At 59.9% G+C, this 17,768-nt stretch carries 16 protein-coding genes; 15 read left to right on the top strand and 1 reads right to left on the bottom strand.

Going from position 1 to position 17,768, the window contains the following annotated elements; genetic code table 11:
- Window positions 1-37: 37 nt before the first annotated feature.
- The 3 genes from V9G17_07805 to V9G17_07795 all read left to right on the top strand — a co-directional run bounded on the left by V9G17_07805 (window position 38) and on the right by V9G17_07795 (window position 1,936).
- Window positions 38-736, top strand: a complete 699-nt coding sequence (locus V9G17_07805; protein MEI2752495.1) for a hypothetical protein — start codon at window positions 38-40, stop codon at window positions 734-736.
- 150 nt (window positions 737-886) lie between these two features.
- Complete coding sequence (locus V9G17_07800; GenBank protein MEI2752494.1) at window positions 887-1,393, top strand: hypothetical protein; 507 nt, start codon at window positions 887-889, stop codon at window positions 1,391-1,393.
- A gap of 69 nt (window positions 1,394-1,462) precedes the next feature.
- Window positions 1,463-1,936, top strand: coding sequence for a CopD family protein (locus V9G17_07795; protein MEI2752493.1), 474 nt, complete (start codon window positions 1,463-1,465; stop codon window positions 1,934-1,936).
- 282 nt (window positions 1,937-2,218) lie between these two features.
- Here V9G17_07795 and V9G17_07790 read toward each other — a convergent pair whose 3' ends face one another.
- Window positions 2,219-2,899 (bottom strand): CHASE3 domain-containing protein, encoded by a 681-nt coding sequence (locus tag V9G17_07790; GenBank protein ID MEI2752492.1) that lies wholly within the window; start codon window positions 2,897-2,899, stop codon window positions 2,219-2,221.
- A 283-nt stretch (window positions 2,900-3,182) separates the two neighbouring features.
- Between V9G17_07790 and V9G17_07785 the strand changes: the two genes are divergently transcribed.
- The 12 genes from V9G17_07785 to V9G17_07730 all read left to right on the top strand — a co-directional run bounded on the left by V9G17_07785 (window position 3,183) and on the right by V9G17_07730 (window position 17,754).
- A complete protein-coding gene (locus tag V9G17_07785) occupies window positions 3,183-4,430 on the top strand; it encodes an FAD/NAD(P)-binding oxidoreductase (protein ID MEI2752491.1) in 1,248 nt (415 codons plus the stop codon).
- Window positions 4,431-4,479: 49 nt separating this feature from the next.
- On the top strand, window positions 4,480-5,277 hold the full coding sequence (locus tag V9G17_07780) for a sulfite exporter TauE/SafE family protein (GenBank protein ID MEI2752490.1): 798 nt from the start codon (window positions 4,480-4,482) through the stop codon (window positions 5,275-5,277).
- Window positions 5,278-5,334: 57 nt separating this feature from the next.
- Window positions 5,335-5,523, top strand: a complete 189-nt coding sequence (locus V9G17_07775; protein MEI2752489.1) for a DUF2892 domain-containing protein — start codon at window positions 5,335-5,337, stop codon at window positions 5,521-5,523.
- The gene (locus tag V9G17_07770; protein MEI2752488.1) at window positions 5,510-6,598 is read left to right on the top strand and encodes an efflux RND transporter periplasmic adaptor subunit; all 1,089 of its coding nucleotides are present in this window, start codon (window positions 5,510-5,512) and stop codon (window positions 6,596-6,598) included. The genes V9G17_07775 and V9G17_07770 overlap by 14 nt, the downstream gene beginning before the upstream one ends.
- Before the next feature lie 97 nt (window positions 6,599-6,695).
- Window positions 6,696-9,977, top strand: a complete 3,282-nt coding sequence (locus V9G17_07765) for an efflux RND transporter permease subunit (GenBank protein ID MEI2752487.1) — start codon at window positions 6,696-6,698, stop codon at window positions 9,975-9,977.
- A gap of 369 nt (window positions 9,978-10,346) precedes the next feature.
- Entirely contained in the window at window positions 10,347-12,038 is a 1,692-nt protein-coding gene (locus V9G17_07760) for a glycosyltransferase family 39 protein (GenBank protein ID MEI2752486.1), read from the top strand.
- 315 nt (window positions 12,039-12,353) lie between these two features.
- Entirely contained in the window at window positions 12,354-12,779 is a 426-nt protein-coding gene (locus V9G17_07755) for a DUF2231 domain-containing protein (protein ID MEI2752485.1), read from the top strand.
- 51 nt (window positions 12,780-12,830) lie between these two features.
- On the top strand, window positions 12,831-13,985 hold the full coding sequence (locus V9G17_07750; protein MEI2752484.1) for a hypothetical protein: 1,155 nt from the start codon (window positions 12,831-12,833) through the stop codon (window positions 13,983-13,985).
- Window positions 13,986-14,005: 20 nt separating this feature from the next.
- Window positions 14,006-15,145: an MlaE family lipid ABC transporter permease subunit gene (locus tag V9G17_07745; protein MEI2752483.1), complete on the top strand. Its 1,140-nt coding sequence runs from the start codon at window positions 14,006-14,008 to the stop codon at window positions 15,143-15,145.
- Window positions 15,146-15,295: 150 nt separating this feature from the next.
- Window positions 15,296-16,123 (top strand): ATP-binding cassette domain-containing protein, encoded by an 828-nt coding sequence (locus V9G17_07740; GenBank protein ID MEI2752482.1) that lies wholly within the window; start codon window positions 15,296-15,298, stop codon window positions 16,121-16,123.
- A gap of 10 nt (window positions 16,124-16,133) precedes the next feature.
- Window positions 16,134-17,096 carry an MlaD family protein gene (locus V9G17_07735; protein MEI2752481.1) on the top strand — a complete coding sequence of 321 codons (963 nt, stop codon included), beginning with the start codon at window positions 16,134-16,136 and terminating at the stop codon, window positions 17,094-17,096.
- A 7-nt stretch (window positions 17,097-17,103) separates the two neighbouring features.
- On the top strand, window positions 17,104-17,754 hold the full coding sequence (locus tag V9G17_07730; GenBank protein MEI2752480.1) for an ABC-type transport auxiliary lipoprotein family protein: 651 nt from the start codon (window positions 17,104-17,106) through the stop codon (window positions 17,752-17,754).
- Window positions 17,755-17,768: the final 14 nt, after the last annotated feature.

The raw sequence follows: 17,768 nt of genomic DNA, 5'->3' as shown, positions 1-17,768 counted from the left end.
GGCTCTCCCGTCACCACAGCCCAAGGAGGGGGGCATTATGCAGAAACGGATGAGACGTGGGATCGGTGGAGTTGTTTGTGCGGCACTTGCGATCGCCGCGGTGCTCGGTGTTTCTTGTGCGCAGCCGGCATCGGCTGAGGAAGGCACCGGGAACATGGTGTTCTTCAGGGGCGGGTTCATGAATTTGAACCAGGACCGGGGCGGGCAGATTTTTACGGATACCACCGGGATCGCGGGCGCCAACGGAGGTAATGCCGGATGGTATGCCGGTGCGGGGTTGGATCTGGTCATGTCGAAGGATGTCTGGGGCGGAATGGACAAAACCTGGGTCATCGGTGAAATCGGGGTTCAATTTAACAGCATCAATTCATCCCGCGTGAATAATGCATCCGGGAGCATTGTGAATCGGACATTGAACGACACCCTCGTCACAGATGTCCGGGATGTACAGCTCACCATGGTGACGATCGACGTGGCGCCGAAGATCAAGTTTATGGAAGGCAGCGCGTTCAGGCCCTGGATCATTCCGGTCGGGTTGGACATCCATGTGATCAGTCCCCCGTCGAACCGGACGCAGTATCTCGACCTTGGTGTGCAATTCGGTGGAGGATTTGAATACGCCGTCTGGAAGGCGTTTAAAGTCGGCGTCGATGCGCGGTATCACCTGACGGCGCGTCTGACCGGCACAAACAACGACTACTTCCAGGTCGGGCCGTATGTCGGGATTTCGTTCTAGGAGGGAATGGAGAGGATAGCCACGACACCCTGTTTCAGGATTGCGAATTCGGCTGTAGGCAAAGGACTGCCACGCTGCCATGCCGGTCGGCGTCGAGCGACCCGATCGGTATGGCAGCGGTCCTAGACGCAGGACTCACGAGGTCTGGCTTTGGTGAAGATCGCGGTGTATCTTCCGGTCGACTGTTCCTTGCCCTGCCCCCTGGGTGAAGAGGCGTGGCGACATACGTTCATCCACAGCCTCGAGCAGAGCGAATCCGGGCGCTCACAGGTCGTCACCTTTGCGAGGTTGCCTGAGTACATTGAGGTCGCGTTACAGGTGATCGGAGAATCCGTACGGATTCCAGGATCCTGGGCCACGGTGAATGGACAACGCATGTCCAGTCTGGTGGCGCTATGGAATCGATTGGATTGTTATCGACAGAGCCTCGCCGTCGCAGACAGGCCGTCGTTTTGTGCGAGCCAGGTCGGTACGCTCCGGGCCAAGCTGAACTGCAGCGTGGAGTTGTGTTCGGCTCCCTGTCAGTTTCTGTGTCGTCAGTGCACCCCGATCGGTAGGCATCCATCGACTGCGATGGTCCATCCAGAGGCACAGGTGTTGGCCGTGTTGGGTGAAATAGACTGGTGTCCGAATCTGCGCCGTCCTGCCCACCTCTGACGCCCCCTGCCGTGCCGCTTCGTTCTCTCCTCGGTCATAGGTTACTCATTCATGAGAAAGGACAATCCTGTGTTTGCACTGGTGTGGATTCATCTGTTGGCCGCTGTGGTGTGGGTAGGAGGCATGGTGTTTTTGTCCGTCGTGTTGGTGCCGGTGTTGAGGCGGGATGGCGCTTTCGCTCAGCATGCCCTGCTTTTCCGGACGGTCGCCTATCGGTTCAGGGCTGTCGTGTGGGGAGCGATGGGAATATTGGTTGCCACCGGGCTCACGCTGGCCGTGGGCCGATCGATTCCGCTGACCGAACCGTCGCATTGGCCGACGATTTTTGTCGCCAAGATTGGATTAGTGACCCTCCTGTTTACGTTGACGCTGCTGCACGATCTCGTCGTCGGGCCGCAGGTGCGACGAAGTCTGGGAACCCCTGAAGCCGAGAGGACTGCGCGGGACCGCATGCTGCTCCGCTATTCGGTACTCGTGCCGCGTATGTCGTTACTGATTGCGCTGCTGGTGCTCCTACTGGCCGTCGTTCTTGCCCGCACGTAGCCGAATGACCACATGAGTCATTCTCGTCGTTGGTGAAGTGTCGTTCCTTGCTCGTCGAAGAGCGTCTAGGGTATGGACCACAGCTTTGGCCGAGGAGGAGCGATGGTCCTCTCGTTGCCCGTGCCATGAGCCATCGGCCCGGTCTCCAGCGGGGGACGCTGTACGTGACGGGTGTCAGTGGACAGCGACGCAGCCACTCTTGTAGCCTGTCGCGCTGCTGCGCCGCCGTCCGTATCGAGTTGCTGAAGCCGTGTAGCCAGGAGTATGGATGAATACTCCGGACTAGTGGCGCTGGAGCGAGTGGAGGAGGCGTTCAGCCTGGGCCTGGCTGGTGAGAGCCATTTTGATCATGACGCCGCAGAGCGTGAACACCACTGCATTGAGCAGGAAGAACACCGCTGCGAACGAGCCGGTTGTAAACGCCCAGGCGTCGGAGTTTGCCCGGTGACGTTGCAGCACCCTGGTTTCCTCTTCCCTGATTTGAGCGGTGAGATCCTGGATCGTATCCATCGTCCGGTTCTGCTGATTGACCGCCACGACGGATTTGGCAAAGGGAAGCCCTTGTGTGCGGCGTGTGACGATGGCATGGTCCATTTCTTCTGATCGTTGCTCAACTTGCGTGGCAAGATAGGCGACCCGATCCTGCTGGACAGCATTGTCCCTGGTCAGGCCTCCGATCCGGCTGACTTGGCTCTCCAGGGTCGTCAGCGCGTCGCGATAGGGCGTGAGGTAGTCATCGGATCCGGTAATGAGGTACCCGCGTTGGCTGGTTTCAGCCCCGGTTACAGTGCTCAGCATGCGTTCCAATTCAAGCAGCACTTGCTCGCTTTTGGTGGCCCAGTTATTGGAAGTCTTGAAATGCACTAGGCTGAGAAAGCAGGCCGCGACGATGGACTCAACGGCTATAAATCCTACGACAAGGGCAACAATCAGGCCTTTGCCGGCGAAGATTCGACGGAGCATAGGGACACCTCCCGACTGAGACTAATACGTCCATTATAGGAGTAACGACTGCTGAGGGACGATGTCAACCCGACACATGCTCCTAGGTGTCCCGAGCTCTGTCCGAATGTTCCGTTGAGGACCGGATTGAATGTTCGGGAGATGCGAGGGGCCATCGAATGGTCGTCGCGTGCCACTTGCCCATGCGCTCGGTTGTTCGTCTTTTTCTGAATCCAATGTATCCCTGCGTGGCTCTTAACAACTGAGGATGGAGCGGCGCATGACTTTGACAGGGGGGTGAAGCATGGCAAGGGTGGTCATTATCGGGGCGTCCATCGGCGGGTTACCGGCAGCCTATGAAGCCCGGGAATTGCTGGCGAAGAAACATACGGTGACGGTGATCTCGAATGTAGAGTCCTTCCACTTCGTCCCGTCCAATCCGTGGGTGGCCGTCGGCTGGCGAACCCGAAAGGATATCAGCTTTGCGCTAGGCCCGGTGCTGGAGAAAAAGGGGGTCGACTACATTCACGCCATGGCCGAGCGGATTGAGCCGGAACAGAATCGTGTGATCACTTCAAAGGGTGACGTGCCCTATGACTACCTGATCATTGCCACCGGACCGAAACTCAACTTCGGCGCGGTGCACGGACTGGGGCCGAGCGGATACACACAATCCGTGTGCAGTGTCGACCATGCCGAGCAGGCCTGGGGAAGCTACCAAGCCTTTCTCAAAGATCCCGGCCCGATTGTGGTGGGGGCGGCCCAAGGCGCCTCCTGTTTCGGCCCGGCCTATGAAATGGCCTTCATCCTGGATGCCGATCTCCGCAAAAAACGACTCCGTAAAAAGGTGCCGATCTATTTTGTGACGCCGGAACCCTATCTCGGTCATATGGGGCTCGCAGGGGTGGGCGCATCCCGCCGCATAATGGAGGATGAGTTTGCCGAGCATTCGATCACGCCGCTCTCCAATACCGCGATCAAAGAGGTGCAGCCGGGTAAAGTCCTGCTGGAAGGAGGGCAGGAGGTCCCTTTCCGGTACTCGATGATCATCCCGCCGTTCGCCGGTGTCGATGCGGTGGCGGGGACCCCGGGGCTGTGCAACCCCAAAGGATTTGTGAATATCGATGCCTACCAAGCGAATCCCAAGTATAAGAATATCTATTCGGTCGGGGTCTGTGTGGCCATTCCGCCGGTGGAGCAGACTCCGATTCCGACCGGTGCGCCCAAGACCGGCTACATGATCGAGTCGATGGTGTCGGCGGCGGTGCACAACATCAAGGCCGACATCGACAATGATCCGAAACGCGAAACCGCAACATGGAATGCGATCTGTCTCGCCGACATGGGGGACACCGGCGTGGCCTTTGTCGCGTTGCCGCAAATGGCACCGCGCAATGTGACGTGGGCGAAGAAGGGCAAGTGGGTGCATCTGGCCAAAATTGCGCTGGAGAAGTATTTCTTGCGCAAGATGAAAAAAGGCGTGAGTGAGCCCTACTACGAGAAGGTGCTTCTAAAAGCCCTGGGGATCGCTAAGTTGGAAGGGCCGGCGTAATCGGGAGCGAGAGGGGACATCGCGTGGCCACGGTCACGAAGGGCGTGACATGATCGACCAGGGGTTGCGTGCGGTGTTGGCAGGCATACCTGTCGGCTTGCAACTTGGCGCGACGGGGACAGGCGGCGCGATTCTGGGTTTTCCGCTGATGGTCTATCTCGTCGGGATCCCCGTGCAGCAGGCCGCGGCGATGTCGCTTATGATTGTGGCCACCTCGTCGATGTTCGGGGCGTGGGAGTATGGTCGACAGGGGTTGGTGAGGGCCAAGGCTGCGGCAGCCTTCAGCTGGACCGGCGCGATCGGCTCGTGGGGCGGCGCGTTCGGGCATCGCGTGGTTCGCGAGGAAGTCCTGTTGCTGCTGTTCGGACTCTTATTATTGTCGGTCAGAATCGTGATGATGCGGCGCGGGTCGGTGTCCTCGGAGGCCGGCAGGGAAGAAACGTGTGCGACGCAGTTCCCGCGCACCTGCTGGCTGAAGGTCGGTGGGATCGGGTTGGCGGTGGGAATCATGAACGGATTATTCGGGGTGGGCGGCGGATTCATGGTTGTTCCGGCGTTGATCTTATTCCTGGGATTTCCCAATCGATCGGCCGTCGGTACGTCTCTGAGCATCATCGCGCTGATTTCTATCGGCGGGGTGGTGGGGCATCTGCAGTTCGGATCCGTCAACTGGCCGCTCACGGCCTATGCGCTTTTGGGGAGCTTGACCGGCATGGTGCTGGGCGTGCGCCTCGGGGCGTGGTTGCCGGCGACCGTCATGGGGCGAGTCACTGCTTCGATCACGGTCATGATCGCAGTCAGTCTGATCGTGATCAATCTGGCCAAGTTGTTCGGGCTGCAAGGCTGAGGAATCCTTTTCCATCCGTCCGCCTCTTACCCGGTAACGGAGAGGAGGTGAGAAGCGATGACGATCAATCAATGGCTTCGGTTCATCGCCGGGGGCGTGGTGCTTCTCGCGGTTGTGCTGGGCGCCACGGTCCATCCCTACTATAATTATCTTACGGCGTTCGTGGCGGTGAATTTGATTCAGTCGGCCTTTACCGGCTGGTGTCCGATGATGGCTCTCTTGCGGAGGCTGGGTGTTCAGGAATAACAAAGCGTCTGTGAAGGCCGGATGGTTGGGGCTCGTGCTCCTGGTCCTGTCGGGCTGCGGACAGTCGCAGGAGCCGTCTCGGCCGGGAGAGACCCCGTCCGCGACGGCGATTCAGCCCGCCATTCAGGTGCCGGTGATCGAAGTGAAGACCAGTCAAGTTCCCGTGACCGTCGAGGTGACCGGGCAGGTGACGGCGGTCTATCAAGCGACGCTGAGCAGCCGTATTCAGGGCACCATCGACAATCTACTGGTCCGCGAGGGCAGTGTCGTGCGGAAAGGGCAGACGTTGCTGGTGCTCGACAATCGGGATCTCCAAGCGGAATTGTCTCGTGTGTCGGCGGAGCTCGAGAATGCTCAAGCGCACAGCCACCGTATGGAGGATCTTTACCGGAAGGATGCGGTGTCTAAGCAGGAGTTAGAGAATGCCACGCGCGGGCTGCGGGTGGCCGAGGCCGCGCGCAAGGCCGTGTTGGCACAATTGAGTTATACGATCGTGAAGGCACCGTTCGACGGTGTCATCACGGAGAAAAAGGTTGAGATCGGTGAACTGGCCTCCCCCGGGCAGCCGCTGCTCAAGATGGAAGACCCTGAACAACTGCGGCTGGAAGCGACCGTAGCTGAGAGCGACGTGCGGGTGGTGTCGGTCGGGTTCTTGGTCCCGGTGGTCATCGATGCCCTGGGGACCGATCCCCTCAAGGGGAAGGTCTCGCAAATTCTTCCCGCCGGTGATCCCCAGACTCACACCTTCACGATGAAGGTGGAGCTTCCTAAAACGGCTGGTCTCAAGTCAGGAATGTTCGGCCGGCTCCGCCTTGAAAAAGGGATGACCACGACGCTGCTCCTCCCAAAATCGGCCTTCATCGAGCGGGGCGAGCTGGCGAGTTTGTTCGTCGTCGGCAGCGACCGAGTCGCACGTCTTCGATGGGTCAAGATCGGGCGCACCTTTGAGCAGGGGATTGAGATTCTGTCCGGTGTCGATGCCGGCGAGCGAGTCATCGTGGACGGAACAAAGGGGCGGGACGGGGCGTTGGTGCAGGAGATGACGGCAGTCGCATCGCCGTCTCCGGGATCGTGACTCGGCCTCAGAGCGTATCGCTCATGGCGTATGGCAGAAGCGAAAACAGGCTGATCCGTCGAAGGGCGTCAACTCCCATCCATACGCTATAAGCCATATGCTCTCAGCTCCCCTACACTCCCCGGCTCCCCTCGGCGTGAGCGGCCGCCTCGCGGCACTCTTTGTCGACAGCAAACTCACTCCCTTGATCATCATTGCCAGTCTTCTGCTCGGACTGTTCGCCGTCATCCTGACGCCGCGCGAAGAAGAGCCGCAGATCGTCGTGCCCATGGCCGACGTGTGGCTGTCGTTCCCTGGGGCTTCCGCGAAGGTAGTCGAAGAGCAGCTCACCAAGCCCATTGAGCGCAAACTCTCGGAAATCAAGACCGTCGAGTACGTCTACTCAATTTCCCGCCCGGGCGGGGCGTTGATCATCGTCCGTTTTTATGTCGGTGAGCCGATGGAGCAGAGCCTGGTTGATCTCTACGACAAATTGATGTCGAACCAAGATCTCCTGCCCCCGGGCGCCCAACCGTTTCAAGTGAAGCCGAGAGATGTCAACGATGTCCCGATCATTACCTTGACCCTGTCCAGTGATCGGTACACGGATTTCCAGTTGCGGCAACTGGGCGATCGGGTGTTGGAGGATGCGAAGAAAGTCCCCGGCACCGCAAGCGGGTTTGTGGTGGGCGGCCGCGGCCGCGAGTTGCGTGTGCAGATCGATCCATCACGACTGAAAGCCTATGGCCTGACGCCATTGGGAGTGGCGAGTGTCATCCAGGGCGAAAACCTCGCGCTGCCCACCGGCCGCTTCGAAAGCCGCAACGAGAGTTTTCTCGTGGAGACCGGCCGGTTCATCCACTCGAAGGAGGATCTGGAGGGAGTGGTCGTCGGCGTGAATGAACAACGGCCGGTGTATCTTCGCCAAGTGGCAGAGGTGACCGACGGACCGACTGAAGCGACGAGTTATGTGTGGCATGGCGAGGGTCCCGGAGAAGGTCGCTCGTCCCGCGTGGAAGGGGAAGCCCCTGCTGTGACGGTGGCTGTAGCCAAGCAGGCCGGCACCAACGCGGTGACGATCGCGCGGGGCGTCATTCGAAAAGTCGAAGAACTGAAGGGGACCCTGATCCCGGACGATGTCCGGGTGACGGTGACGCGCGATTACGGGGACACCGCCGATGAAAAGGCCAATGAGCTGCTGTGGCATCTCCTGATCGCCGTCGTCGCCGTCGTGGTATTTCTTGGCTTGGCGCTGGGGTTCCGTCCCGCACTGGTGGTCTCACTCGCGATTCCGCTCACGCTTGCGCTGACCCTTTTTATCTCGATGCTGATCGGATACAGCATCAACCGCGTCACGCTGTTTGCGTTGATCTTTTCCATCGGCATTCTCGTGGATGACGCCATCGTGGTGGTGGAGAACACGTATCGGCATCTCACGCTGCGGCTTCGACCGCACCGCGAGGCCTCGCTGTTTGCGGTGGATGAGGTCGGGAACCCGACGATTCTCGCCACCCTCACCGTCATTGCCGCACTCCTGCCTATGGCATTCGTCTCCGGCCTGATGGGCCCCTACATGCGGCCTATTCCGGTGAACGCCTCGATTGCCATGTTCGTCTCCCTGCTGGTGGCATTCATCGTCATTCCCTGGTTGTGCGGGACCTGTTACCGGCCCGGTGTGCACATGGCCGGAGTCGATCACGAATCGTTCGAGGGCAGCCGCAGTTATCGCCTCTATCAACGACTGCTGGGCCCGGTGTTGTCGCATCCGGTCATGGCCTACCTGGTGTTGGCGGTCGTGGCGCTGTTGCTGGCCGGTTCGGTTGCGTTGTTCTATACCCGGGCGGTGGTGGTGAAGATGCTGCCGTTCGACAACAAGAGCGAGTTGCAGCTGGTGATCGATATGCCGGAGGGCACGACGCTGGAAGAGACGGCCCGGGTGACGAAGGCGCTGACGCAGTACGTGCGCACGATTCCAGAGGCGCGTGACTACCAGGCCTATGTCGGCACAGCCTCGCCGTTCAATTTTAATGGGTTGGTGCGGCACTACTATTTGCGGGACCAACCATATGAGGCGGATATTCAAATCAATCTGGTTGCCAAGGAACAACGCCACACGCAAAGCCACGACATTGCTCAACGCATTCGATCTGCGGTGCAGGAGATCGGCCGCCCATTCGGGGCGAATGTGAAAGTGGTGGAGGTTCCACCGGGCCCTCCTGTGCAGTCCGTGCTGGTGGCTGAGATCTATGGCCCTGAGTATGAGCGGCAGATTGAGATTGCGCGGGACGTGCGCCGACTATTCGAAACAACGGCCGGCGTCGTCGACGTCGATGATTACCTCGAAGCCGATCAGGTGAAGTATATGTTCACTGTGGATCGTGCGAAGGCGGCGTTGGCCGGGATTCCGTCGGAGGAAATCGTGCGGACGTTGCGGTTGGCACTGGAAGGCGCCGACGTGGGCCTGGTACATCTTCCGAAGGAGAATCGGCCGGTGCAGGTGCGCCTTCGCCTGCCGATCATTGGCCGAACCGGTTTGGGGCATCTCGGAGAGATTGCACTGCGAACCACCGCCGGCCATATGGTCCCGCTGTCCGAGCTTATTCGAGTGGAACAGACGGTGCTCGATAAGGCGATCTATCACAAGAATCAAAAACCGGTCGTCTACGTGATCGCGGATGTGGGCGGCGCGGGACCGGACAAGGGGGAGAGCCCTGTGTATGGCGTCATGGGGATCGGGAAGAAGCTCGAACAGGTCGTGTTGCCGGAAGGTTATGCGTTGACGCAGTACTATGCGGTGCAACCTTGGTCGGAGCAGCGCTTCGCGATGAAGTGGGACGGCGAGTGGCACATCACCTATGAAACGTTTCGTGATATGGGTATCGCGTTTGGGGTGGCCCTGTTGCTGATCTATTTGCTGATCGTGGCGCAGTTCCAATCGTTTCTCACGCCGGTGGTGATCATGGCGCCCATCCCGTTGACCCTGATCGGGATTCTGCCCGGTCACTGGCTGACCGGGTCTTATTTCACCGCCACCTCGATGATCGGATTCATCGCACTCGCCGGCATCATCGTGCGTAATTCGATTCTGTTGGTCGATTTCATCCAGCACCAGGAGGCCGAGGGTATTCCGCGGCTTGAGGCGGTGATTCGTGCGGGAGCGATCCGGACCCGCCCCATTCTCTTGACGGCTGCGGCGCTGATGGTCGGCGCCTTCGTGATTATTCTTGATCCGATCTTTCAGGGGTTGGCCGTCTCGCTATTATTCGGCGTCGGCGCGTCGACGATTCTGACGCTCGTTGTGATTCCGGTGCTCTACTATCTGTGGAGTGGCGGACGACGGACCACGCCCACGTCGGTTGTGCCGAACCAAGAGCGTGCCGAACTTCCACGGCCGGCATGAACGACTGATCCGAATCATCGGAATCTGGTGTGCCTGCGCTCCCTTGCCTTCCGTCTCAATCCCCTCGATGCCGCTGGTGTAGAGTTTCACAAGTCAGCGGCCTGTCCACATAATGCGATGACACTCGGCTCGTATTGTTGAGAGCGATGGGTTTGAAGGTTGTCGTGTCGACGTGGTGTCGGCTCCGCACCTCGACAGGTTGTGACGTGTGTGAAGGGGCAGTCGAACAAAGTCTTCTCAAGAGGCTCATCACACTTTATAAGAGGCGCATGACAATTTATACTGCGTCACGTGCGGCGTCGGACGGATCGTAACGGAGATCCATTCACTTGAAGGGGAGGTCGGGGAGATATGTCGGTGGGAAGGGTGATGAGCCAGGATGTTGTGGAGCAAGAGCAGCCGTGGAGTTTCGCCAGTCGTCAGCATCTTGAAATGTTGGTGTTGGCGCTGGTCGGAGGCTGGGCCTATTTTGCCAATCTCCATCTGTCGTTATTGGAAGGTAGCGAAGGTCTCTATGCCGGTATTGCGGGAGAAATGGGACGCCGCCGGGAATTTTTCGACCTGACCTATCACGATACGCCGTATTTCAATAAGCCGCCGCTGTTCTTTTGGCTGCTCAATCTTTCAACGTCGATTTGGGGCGACCACGAAATTGCCTTACGGTTGCCTGGCTCCCTGGCGGCCGCGGGAACTATCGTCCTGACGTATGTGCTTGGGGTCAGGCTGGTGTCGCCGACGGCGGGATTTTGGGCGGCGCTCGTCGTTGCCACCAGCCATGTCTTTCTGTGGTACGGCCGTCGTGTGCTGTTCGATTCGACCCTCACATTTCTGGTCACGCTCGCCCTCTTTGCCTGGATTCAGGTGCAATTGCTGGGACGAAGCTCGCGATGGTATCTGCTGGCCTTCGTGAGCATGGCCCTCGGGTCAATGTTGAAAGAGATGCATGGGTTTTTCTTGCCATTGCTGGTCATGGCGCTCTATGCCGCCATCCAGCGCGATACGCGGATGTTGAAGGACGGCTATTTCTGGGCCGGTTTGGCGTTGGCCGTCGCGATGATGGCGGGATATGCGCAGATGCTGGGTCCCGGTTATCAGCATCATTTCAAGCTCGGTAGTGCCATCCAGTCTGTGTGGAATACCGGGTGGGGCCGCTCGTCCGGCGCGGCGACAGACGGGCATCCTCTCTATTGGTATCTGGGGATGATGTGGGCCGACTTTTTCCCCTGGTGTGCGGTGCTTCCGTCAGCGCTCCTGTTGCTGTGGGCGCAACGGCCGTTTCGTTCTCACCCCACGGAGTTGCTCTTGCTGGTCTGGGTGTTGGGCCTCTTCACAGCCTTCAGCCTGGCCACGCTCAAACGTGAGCCCTATCTCACGACGGTCGTGCCCGGTATCGGCTTGATGATCGGATACTACTATCACCGGGTCTTCTCCTCAGCCGAGGAGCCCGGCGCGATGGCTCCGCTCCTGAGAGTTTTGCTGGCGGTGTTGGCGGTGACCTTTGCCGCCGGGATGTTCTTCGGCGCCGCGCCGCTTCGCCGCCGCTGGCTGGTGTCTACTGCCGTGGTGTCGCCGACGTTCATTGCGACGATTGTCTCATTGGCTGGGTTGTTGCTCTATGCTGTCGTCAGATCACGCGTCCGCGTGGCGCTCACGGTGGTCGGAGCGCTGGCGGTTGCCTATGTAGTGCTGGTGGTGAACTACGTGTTTCCCGCGATCGATCAGGCCGCGTCGCCCCGGAAGGCCGTGGAGGAAATCAAAGCCCTGGCGCTGGGAACGCAGCCCATCCTGTTCATGTATATCCCCGGATGGCCGAAGAATGAAGATGCGCTGTATTACCTGAAGCGGGACACAGTGGTACCGGATCTGTCGAGTCAGGATGCGGTGCTGGAAGCCGTGCGCAAACATGGGGCTATCCGGGTGGTGACTGAAGAACAACATGCCGCTGCGCTACAGGCGAACGCGGGGCTGGTCGTGGGAAGACTGCAGGAGTTTCGGCAACCTGGTCGCAAGCATTTGTTCCTGCTCTCCGTGCAGGAGCAGACCTCCGCCCGGGTGCTGTGAGCTGAAGGAGCGACTCGCTGGTTGCATGCGAAGTAGATGCGGTGTTTTGTTCTGATCCCTCGCCTCTGGTGCATTCTGCCACAGGGGCGAGGAGTCTCTCTGTAGCAGTCCTCCCCGATTCTGACTCGCCTTGTCAGGTTCTCTTCTTTTCCTCTCCGGTCTTGCTGTAAGCTTTCAGCTGCCGTTGCGCCTGCAAGGAGTAGGGCTCCATCCTTGCACTTCTGATCCGGAAGGCGCCGATCATGAGGAGGCCTCTGTGCGTGGCGATACTGAAAAAGACTGCGTTGAGTCACCCGGTTGAAGGAAGGAGAAGGCATGCATCCAATCCATCCGATGGTCGTCCATTTTCCAATCGCGTTGTTGTTGGCGAGCATTCTGTTTGATGTCTTGGCGTTTCGATGGCGGAGCCAGCAGTTTCGAGACACTAGTTTCTCTCTGCTGGTGCTCGGGATCCTGGCGGCCGGAGTCGCGGTGATCACCGGACATTTTGCCGAAGAGGCGGCTGAACGCATCGGGATTCCGAAAGAGGCCATCGAAATTCACGAGGAGCTCGGGGGCTCGGTATTCTGGGTCTTTCTCGGTCTGCTCGGGTTGCGTGTGGCATCCTCCATGGGTTGGATACGGGAGCAGCCGAAGCTGGCGCTGGTGATCGGCCTGAGCGGCGGGCTGCTCCTGTTGATTGCGAGTTATTTCGGCGGAGATCTGGTCTATCGATTCGGCGCAGGTGTTCTGCCACGATGAAGGCGGGTCCCGAGTTGGGTTCATGCTGTGAGCATTCAGGAGGCCATCCACATGACGACACGTAGGGTAATGTTGTTGATCCTGTGCATGCTGCCGGCTGTTGTCCAGGCCGATGAACCGGCGCCTCGCGCGCCATGGAAGGAGCGGGCCGTTTTACGCGCCGGGCAGGTCGTGCAGGGGGATTATTTTGCCTTCGGTCCGCATGTGGAAATTTCCGGCATCATCAACGGTGACCTGTATGCCGCCGGTGGTGAGGTGCTTGTGGATGGAGTGGTCAACGGAGATGTGATCGTGGCAGGGGCCAAAGTGATCCTGTCCGGCACCGTGGCCCAGGATGCCAGGGTCGTAGGTGCGCAGGTGACCGTGAGTGGAACGATCGGGAGGAATGCCACCCTTGGCGGCGCGGATGTACATGTGAGCGAGACGGCGAAGGTGCGGGAGAACCTCCTCGCCGGCGGCGGTCATGTGCAACTTGCCGGATCTGTCGGTCGAGACGCAAGGGTCGGGGCCTGGACCGCGACGGTCTCGAACCAGATTGAGCGCGATTTGGTTGTGGCGGCGGGGTCGGTACGTCTCACCTCGAAGGCCATGGTCGGAGGCAGGCTGCGGTACTGGGGGGAAGCGGCCCCCTCTATCGATGAAGAGGCGACCGTTCGCGGTGAGATGACGCAACGGCCGTTACCCGAAGGCTGGAGTATCGAACGGGCGCGCAAGGGGATCGTCGGCATCTGGCTCATGGCTGCGTTCACCAGCTTTGTCTCGACGTTGATCCTGGGGTTGGTACTCTTGCGGGTCTATCCGATGTTTGCCCGGCGGGTCACCGCGACGATCCGCGAGCGTCCGGCCCCGTCCCTTGGTTGGGGCACGGTCGCGCTGGTTGCCACGCCCGTGGTCGCGTTGAGTTTCGTCGTCACCTTGTTCGCGCTGCCGATCGGCCTGTTCCTGCTCGCGTTGTACGGTGCGACCGTCTATCTGGCGAGAGTGTATGCGATGACCTATGTGGGGCAAATGCTGATTCGCCGGCAGGACGACTCGTCGTCGCTCGCCTGGCCCTTCGTGGCGGGGCTGGTCCTCTATTCAGGGCTGTCGCTTCTTCCGGTGATCGGCGGATTGGTGACGCTGTCGACAGTACTGTTCGGGCTGGGCGCGTTGTTGATTAGCAAGAAGGAGCTTGTCGGGTCCTTGCGGGAACACAATCAAGTGTAAGGCGTGCTGCGAAGCATCGGATGAACGGCGATCGATCCATAGCGAACCACATCCATCCGGCTGGCGTGACGCTGGTGGAGGGACGGACCCTCCGCTGTCGAGGCGCCTGGACCATGTCCGATGTGGCGCCGGTCGAACGTGCGCTCAAAGGAATGGCCTGGCCCGCTCGAAGCGCGCTGGTCTTTGACGCGAGCGGCATCGAGGCGCTCGATACCGGTGGGGCGGTCGTGTTGTTTCGCGCCCTGATGGAGGCCAAACGCCGGGGGTGCGAAGTCTCGATCGAAGGCCTCCGGTCGGACTATGCGCAGCTGATGAGCCTGGTGTCGTCCAATTGGGAGGCGATCGTCGCCGAGGTCGCTCCGCGACCGAACGGGGGCGAGCGGCTCAAGACGGCGATCAGCACTCATCTTGCGCGGATGATTCAGGGGCTGCAGTTTCTCGGAGAGAGTACGACCGCGCTGGTTCATTTGGTGGCGGCGCCTCGTCGGATGCGTTGGCGCAGTTGCCTGAATAGTCTCCGGCTGGATGGGGTCAATGCGTTGCCGATTACCGGACTGCTGACGTTTCTCATCGGCGTGGTGATTGCGTACCAGGGTGCCGAGCAGCTTCGGAAGTTCGGGACGAACATTTTCATCGTGGACCTGGTGGGCATCTCGCTGCTGCGAGAAATCGCCCCGCTGATTGCGGCGATTCTGATCGCCGGGCGGTCGGGGTCGGCCTATGCGGCGCAGATCGGCACGATGAAAGTGACCGAGGAGCTGGATGCGCTGCAAACATTCGGCCTGTCGCCGATCGAGCTGTTGGTATTGCCACGGGTCCTGGCGCTGGTCGTGGCGCTGCCGCTTCTGACGGCGTATGCCGATGTGTTGGGTGTTTTTGGCGGTATGTTGATTGCGTCGAATCAACTCAACGTGAGTTTCACGGCCTTTCTTTCGCGCTTCGACGAAGCCGTGGCCTTGCGGCATTTGCTGATTGGTCTCGGCAAGGCGCCTTTCTTTGCGGTCATCATCGCGCTGGTCGGATGTTATCAGGGGTTCCAGATCCGCGGCGGGGTGGACGATGTGGGGCGGCACACGACGATCAGCGTGGTGCAAAGCACGTTTCTCGTCATTATCTTCGATGCGATCTGTAGCATCTTGCTCAACTGGTGGAACCTGTAGCTACAGGATGTTGAAAATGGCTCCCAGCTTCGTTCTCGCGTCGCGCAGAGCCTCAGCGTACCACAAGAGTACGCCTCGGCTCTTTGCTTGCTGCGGCCTCGTAGGAAACCATTGTGAACATCCCGTGGAGCTGAAGGTTTGAGGCCGCGTATGCATGAGTTGCCTCCGACGCTCGCAACAGCAGAGCAGGTTGGCGTTTCCGTGATCGAGGTCTGCCATGTCTCGACGCAGTTCGGCCAGGCGATGGTGCATCGAGATGTGAGTCTCACCGTTCTGCGTGGAGAGGTATTCGCCATCGCGGGCGGCAATGGGTGCGGGAAATCGACGCTGTTGCGGGAGATCATCGGGTTATTGACTCCGACGACAGGGACGATTCGCCTCTTGGGCACAGACAGCCGTGAGTTGACCCAGTCGAACGGTCGTGCGCTGTATCGACGGTTCGGCGTGATGTTTCAGCATGGCGCCCTCTTCAGTTCCATGACCCTGGCCGAAAACGTGGCGGTACCGCTTCGCGAGCATACGTCGTTGAGCGCGGACGTCATTCGGGATATCGTGGCGCTCAAGATTGCCCTGGTTGGATTGCCGCCGGACAGCGCGATCAAATTTCCGAGTGAGCTCAGCGGTGGTATGAGGCGACGCGCGGCGCTGGCCCGTGCGATCGTCATGGATCCGGAGCTATTGTTTCTCGATGAACCGACGGCCGGTCTCGATCCGATGATTGCCGCCGGATTCGACGATCTGGTGTTGAATCTAAAACGGTTGTTGGGGTTGACCGTGGTGATGGTGACCCACGATCTGGATTCCTTGTGGCGCATTGCCACTCGCGTCGCGGTGTTGGGAGATGGGCAGGTGATGGGGGTAGGGACCATGGAAGAGTTGGCACGCTCCGAGGAGCCGGTGGTGCGGAGTTATTTCCACGGGCCCCGCGGGCGCGCGGCCAGCCTGACTCATGCCGGGACGGCGTCGCAACGGGACTGAGAGGTATCGCATGGAGCCGAAGGTCAACTATGCCTTGGTCGGCGCGTTCGTCGTACTGTTGGGTCTGACCATCCTCGGTGCGATTTTGTGGCTGGGGAAAACCGACTATCGTGGAATCTATGATCGGTATTACGTCTATACCCGCGAGTCCGTCGCCGGACTCAGTGTGGATTCGACGGTAAAGTATCGTGGCGTGGATGTCGGGCGGGTGAAGGAAGTGATCCTGAATCCTGAGAATGCGGAAGAGGTCCGGGTGACGTTGGACATCGTCGGCGGGACCCCCATTAAGATCGATACCCAGGCCGTGTTGGTGACGCAGGGACTCACGGGATTAGTGACGCTCAATTTGACCGGTGGGGGCCGAGAATCGCCTCCCTTGACGCCGGTCTCCGGGCAGGCCTATCCGGTCATCACGAGCGTGCCCTCGTTACTCGGTCGACTGGATGGGACGCTGGCGAACCTCTTGTCGGAGCAAGGCCTGTCGACTCTCGTGGCCAATCTGAACGGACTGGCCCACAATGCGTCTTCTACGCTGGATGAAGACAATCGCAAGGTTCTGAAGCAGATCCTGAAAGATCTGTCGGCGGTCACAAAGGTGCTGGCGGAACGCAGCGGCCAGATTGACCGCGGAGTTCAGCAGGCAGTGCAGGCGGCCGACCAGTCGGTGCGTGTGACGGAGCAACTCGGCAAGCAGCTTCCGACATTGGTGGATCGTCTGAGCAGAAGTGCAGCCGGATTACAGCAGATGACGGAGGATTTGTCTCGGACCAGCCGCTCGGTGGGAGAGATGGTCGGCGCCAGTCGGCCCGGTATCGAACAGTTTTCTCGGCAGACGCTGGCCGACGCCGGGTCGCTCGTCACGGAGCTCCGGCAACTGACGGCCACGTTGAATCGCGTGGCGCAACAAGTCGAACGACAACCGAATGTCCTGGTTCTTGGCCGATCCTCCCAAACGAAGGGGCCCGGCGAGTGAGGAAGCAATGGGGGTAAACCGGCGCGTTCTGCAATGGGTTGGCGTCCTGCTAGGGGCCTGTGTGCTGACGGCTTGTGTCGTGCCGCGATCAGCCGACAATCCGGTTCATACGTTTGTGCTGGCAGTGGACGAGTCTGTGTTGAGGACGAACCCTCGCGCGAAGCCGCCGGGCATCCATGGCGTCCTGGTCGTGGGGGCGCCGCAGGCGGAGGCGGGATTCGAACAGCCGCGTATGGCCTACCTCCAGCGACCGTATGAAGTGAGCTATTACGCCACGAATGTGTGGGTTGATACCCCGGCTCGCATGGTGGCCCCGGTGCTCCTTCAGTCGCTGGAGCGGACGAACTTCTGGCGTGTGGTGGTACCGATGCCGACTGCGGTCCGGGGGGATTACCGGCTGGATATTTCCGGACTGGTGTTGCAGCAGGAGTTCCTGCAGCGCGCAAGCGGCACCAGGGTACGGTTACGCGCCCAACTGACGGAGACGAAGGAACAGCGGATCCTGGGTGTTAGGAGTCTAGAATCGTTCGAGCCGGCTCCGAGTGAGGATGCCTATGGCGGTGTGCTGGCGGCCAATCGTGCGGTGACCCGGGTGCTTGAATCGTTGAACGACTGGCTCTCATCCTGTCTGCAAGGTGCGGGGAAGGAGTCCTGTTGAGCGTCCACATCGAG

The sequence above is a fragment of the Nitrospira sp. genome, assembly GCA_037045225.1.
Classification (GTDB): domain Bacteria; phylum Nitrospirota; class Nitrospiria; order Nitrospirales; family Nitrospiraceae; genus Nitrospira_A.
Note: the sequence above shows the minus strand (reverse complement) of the source record. Positions and strands in the feature narration are given on the sequence as shown.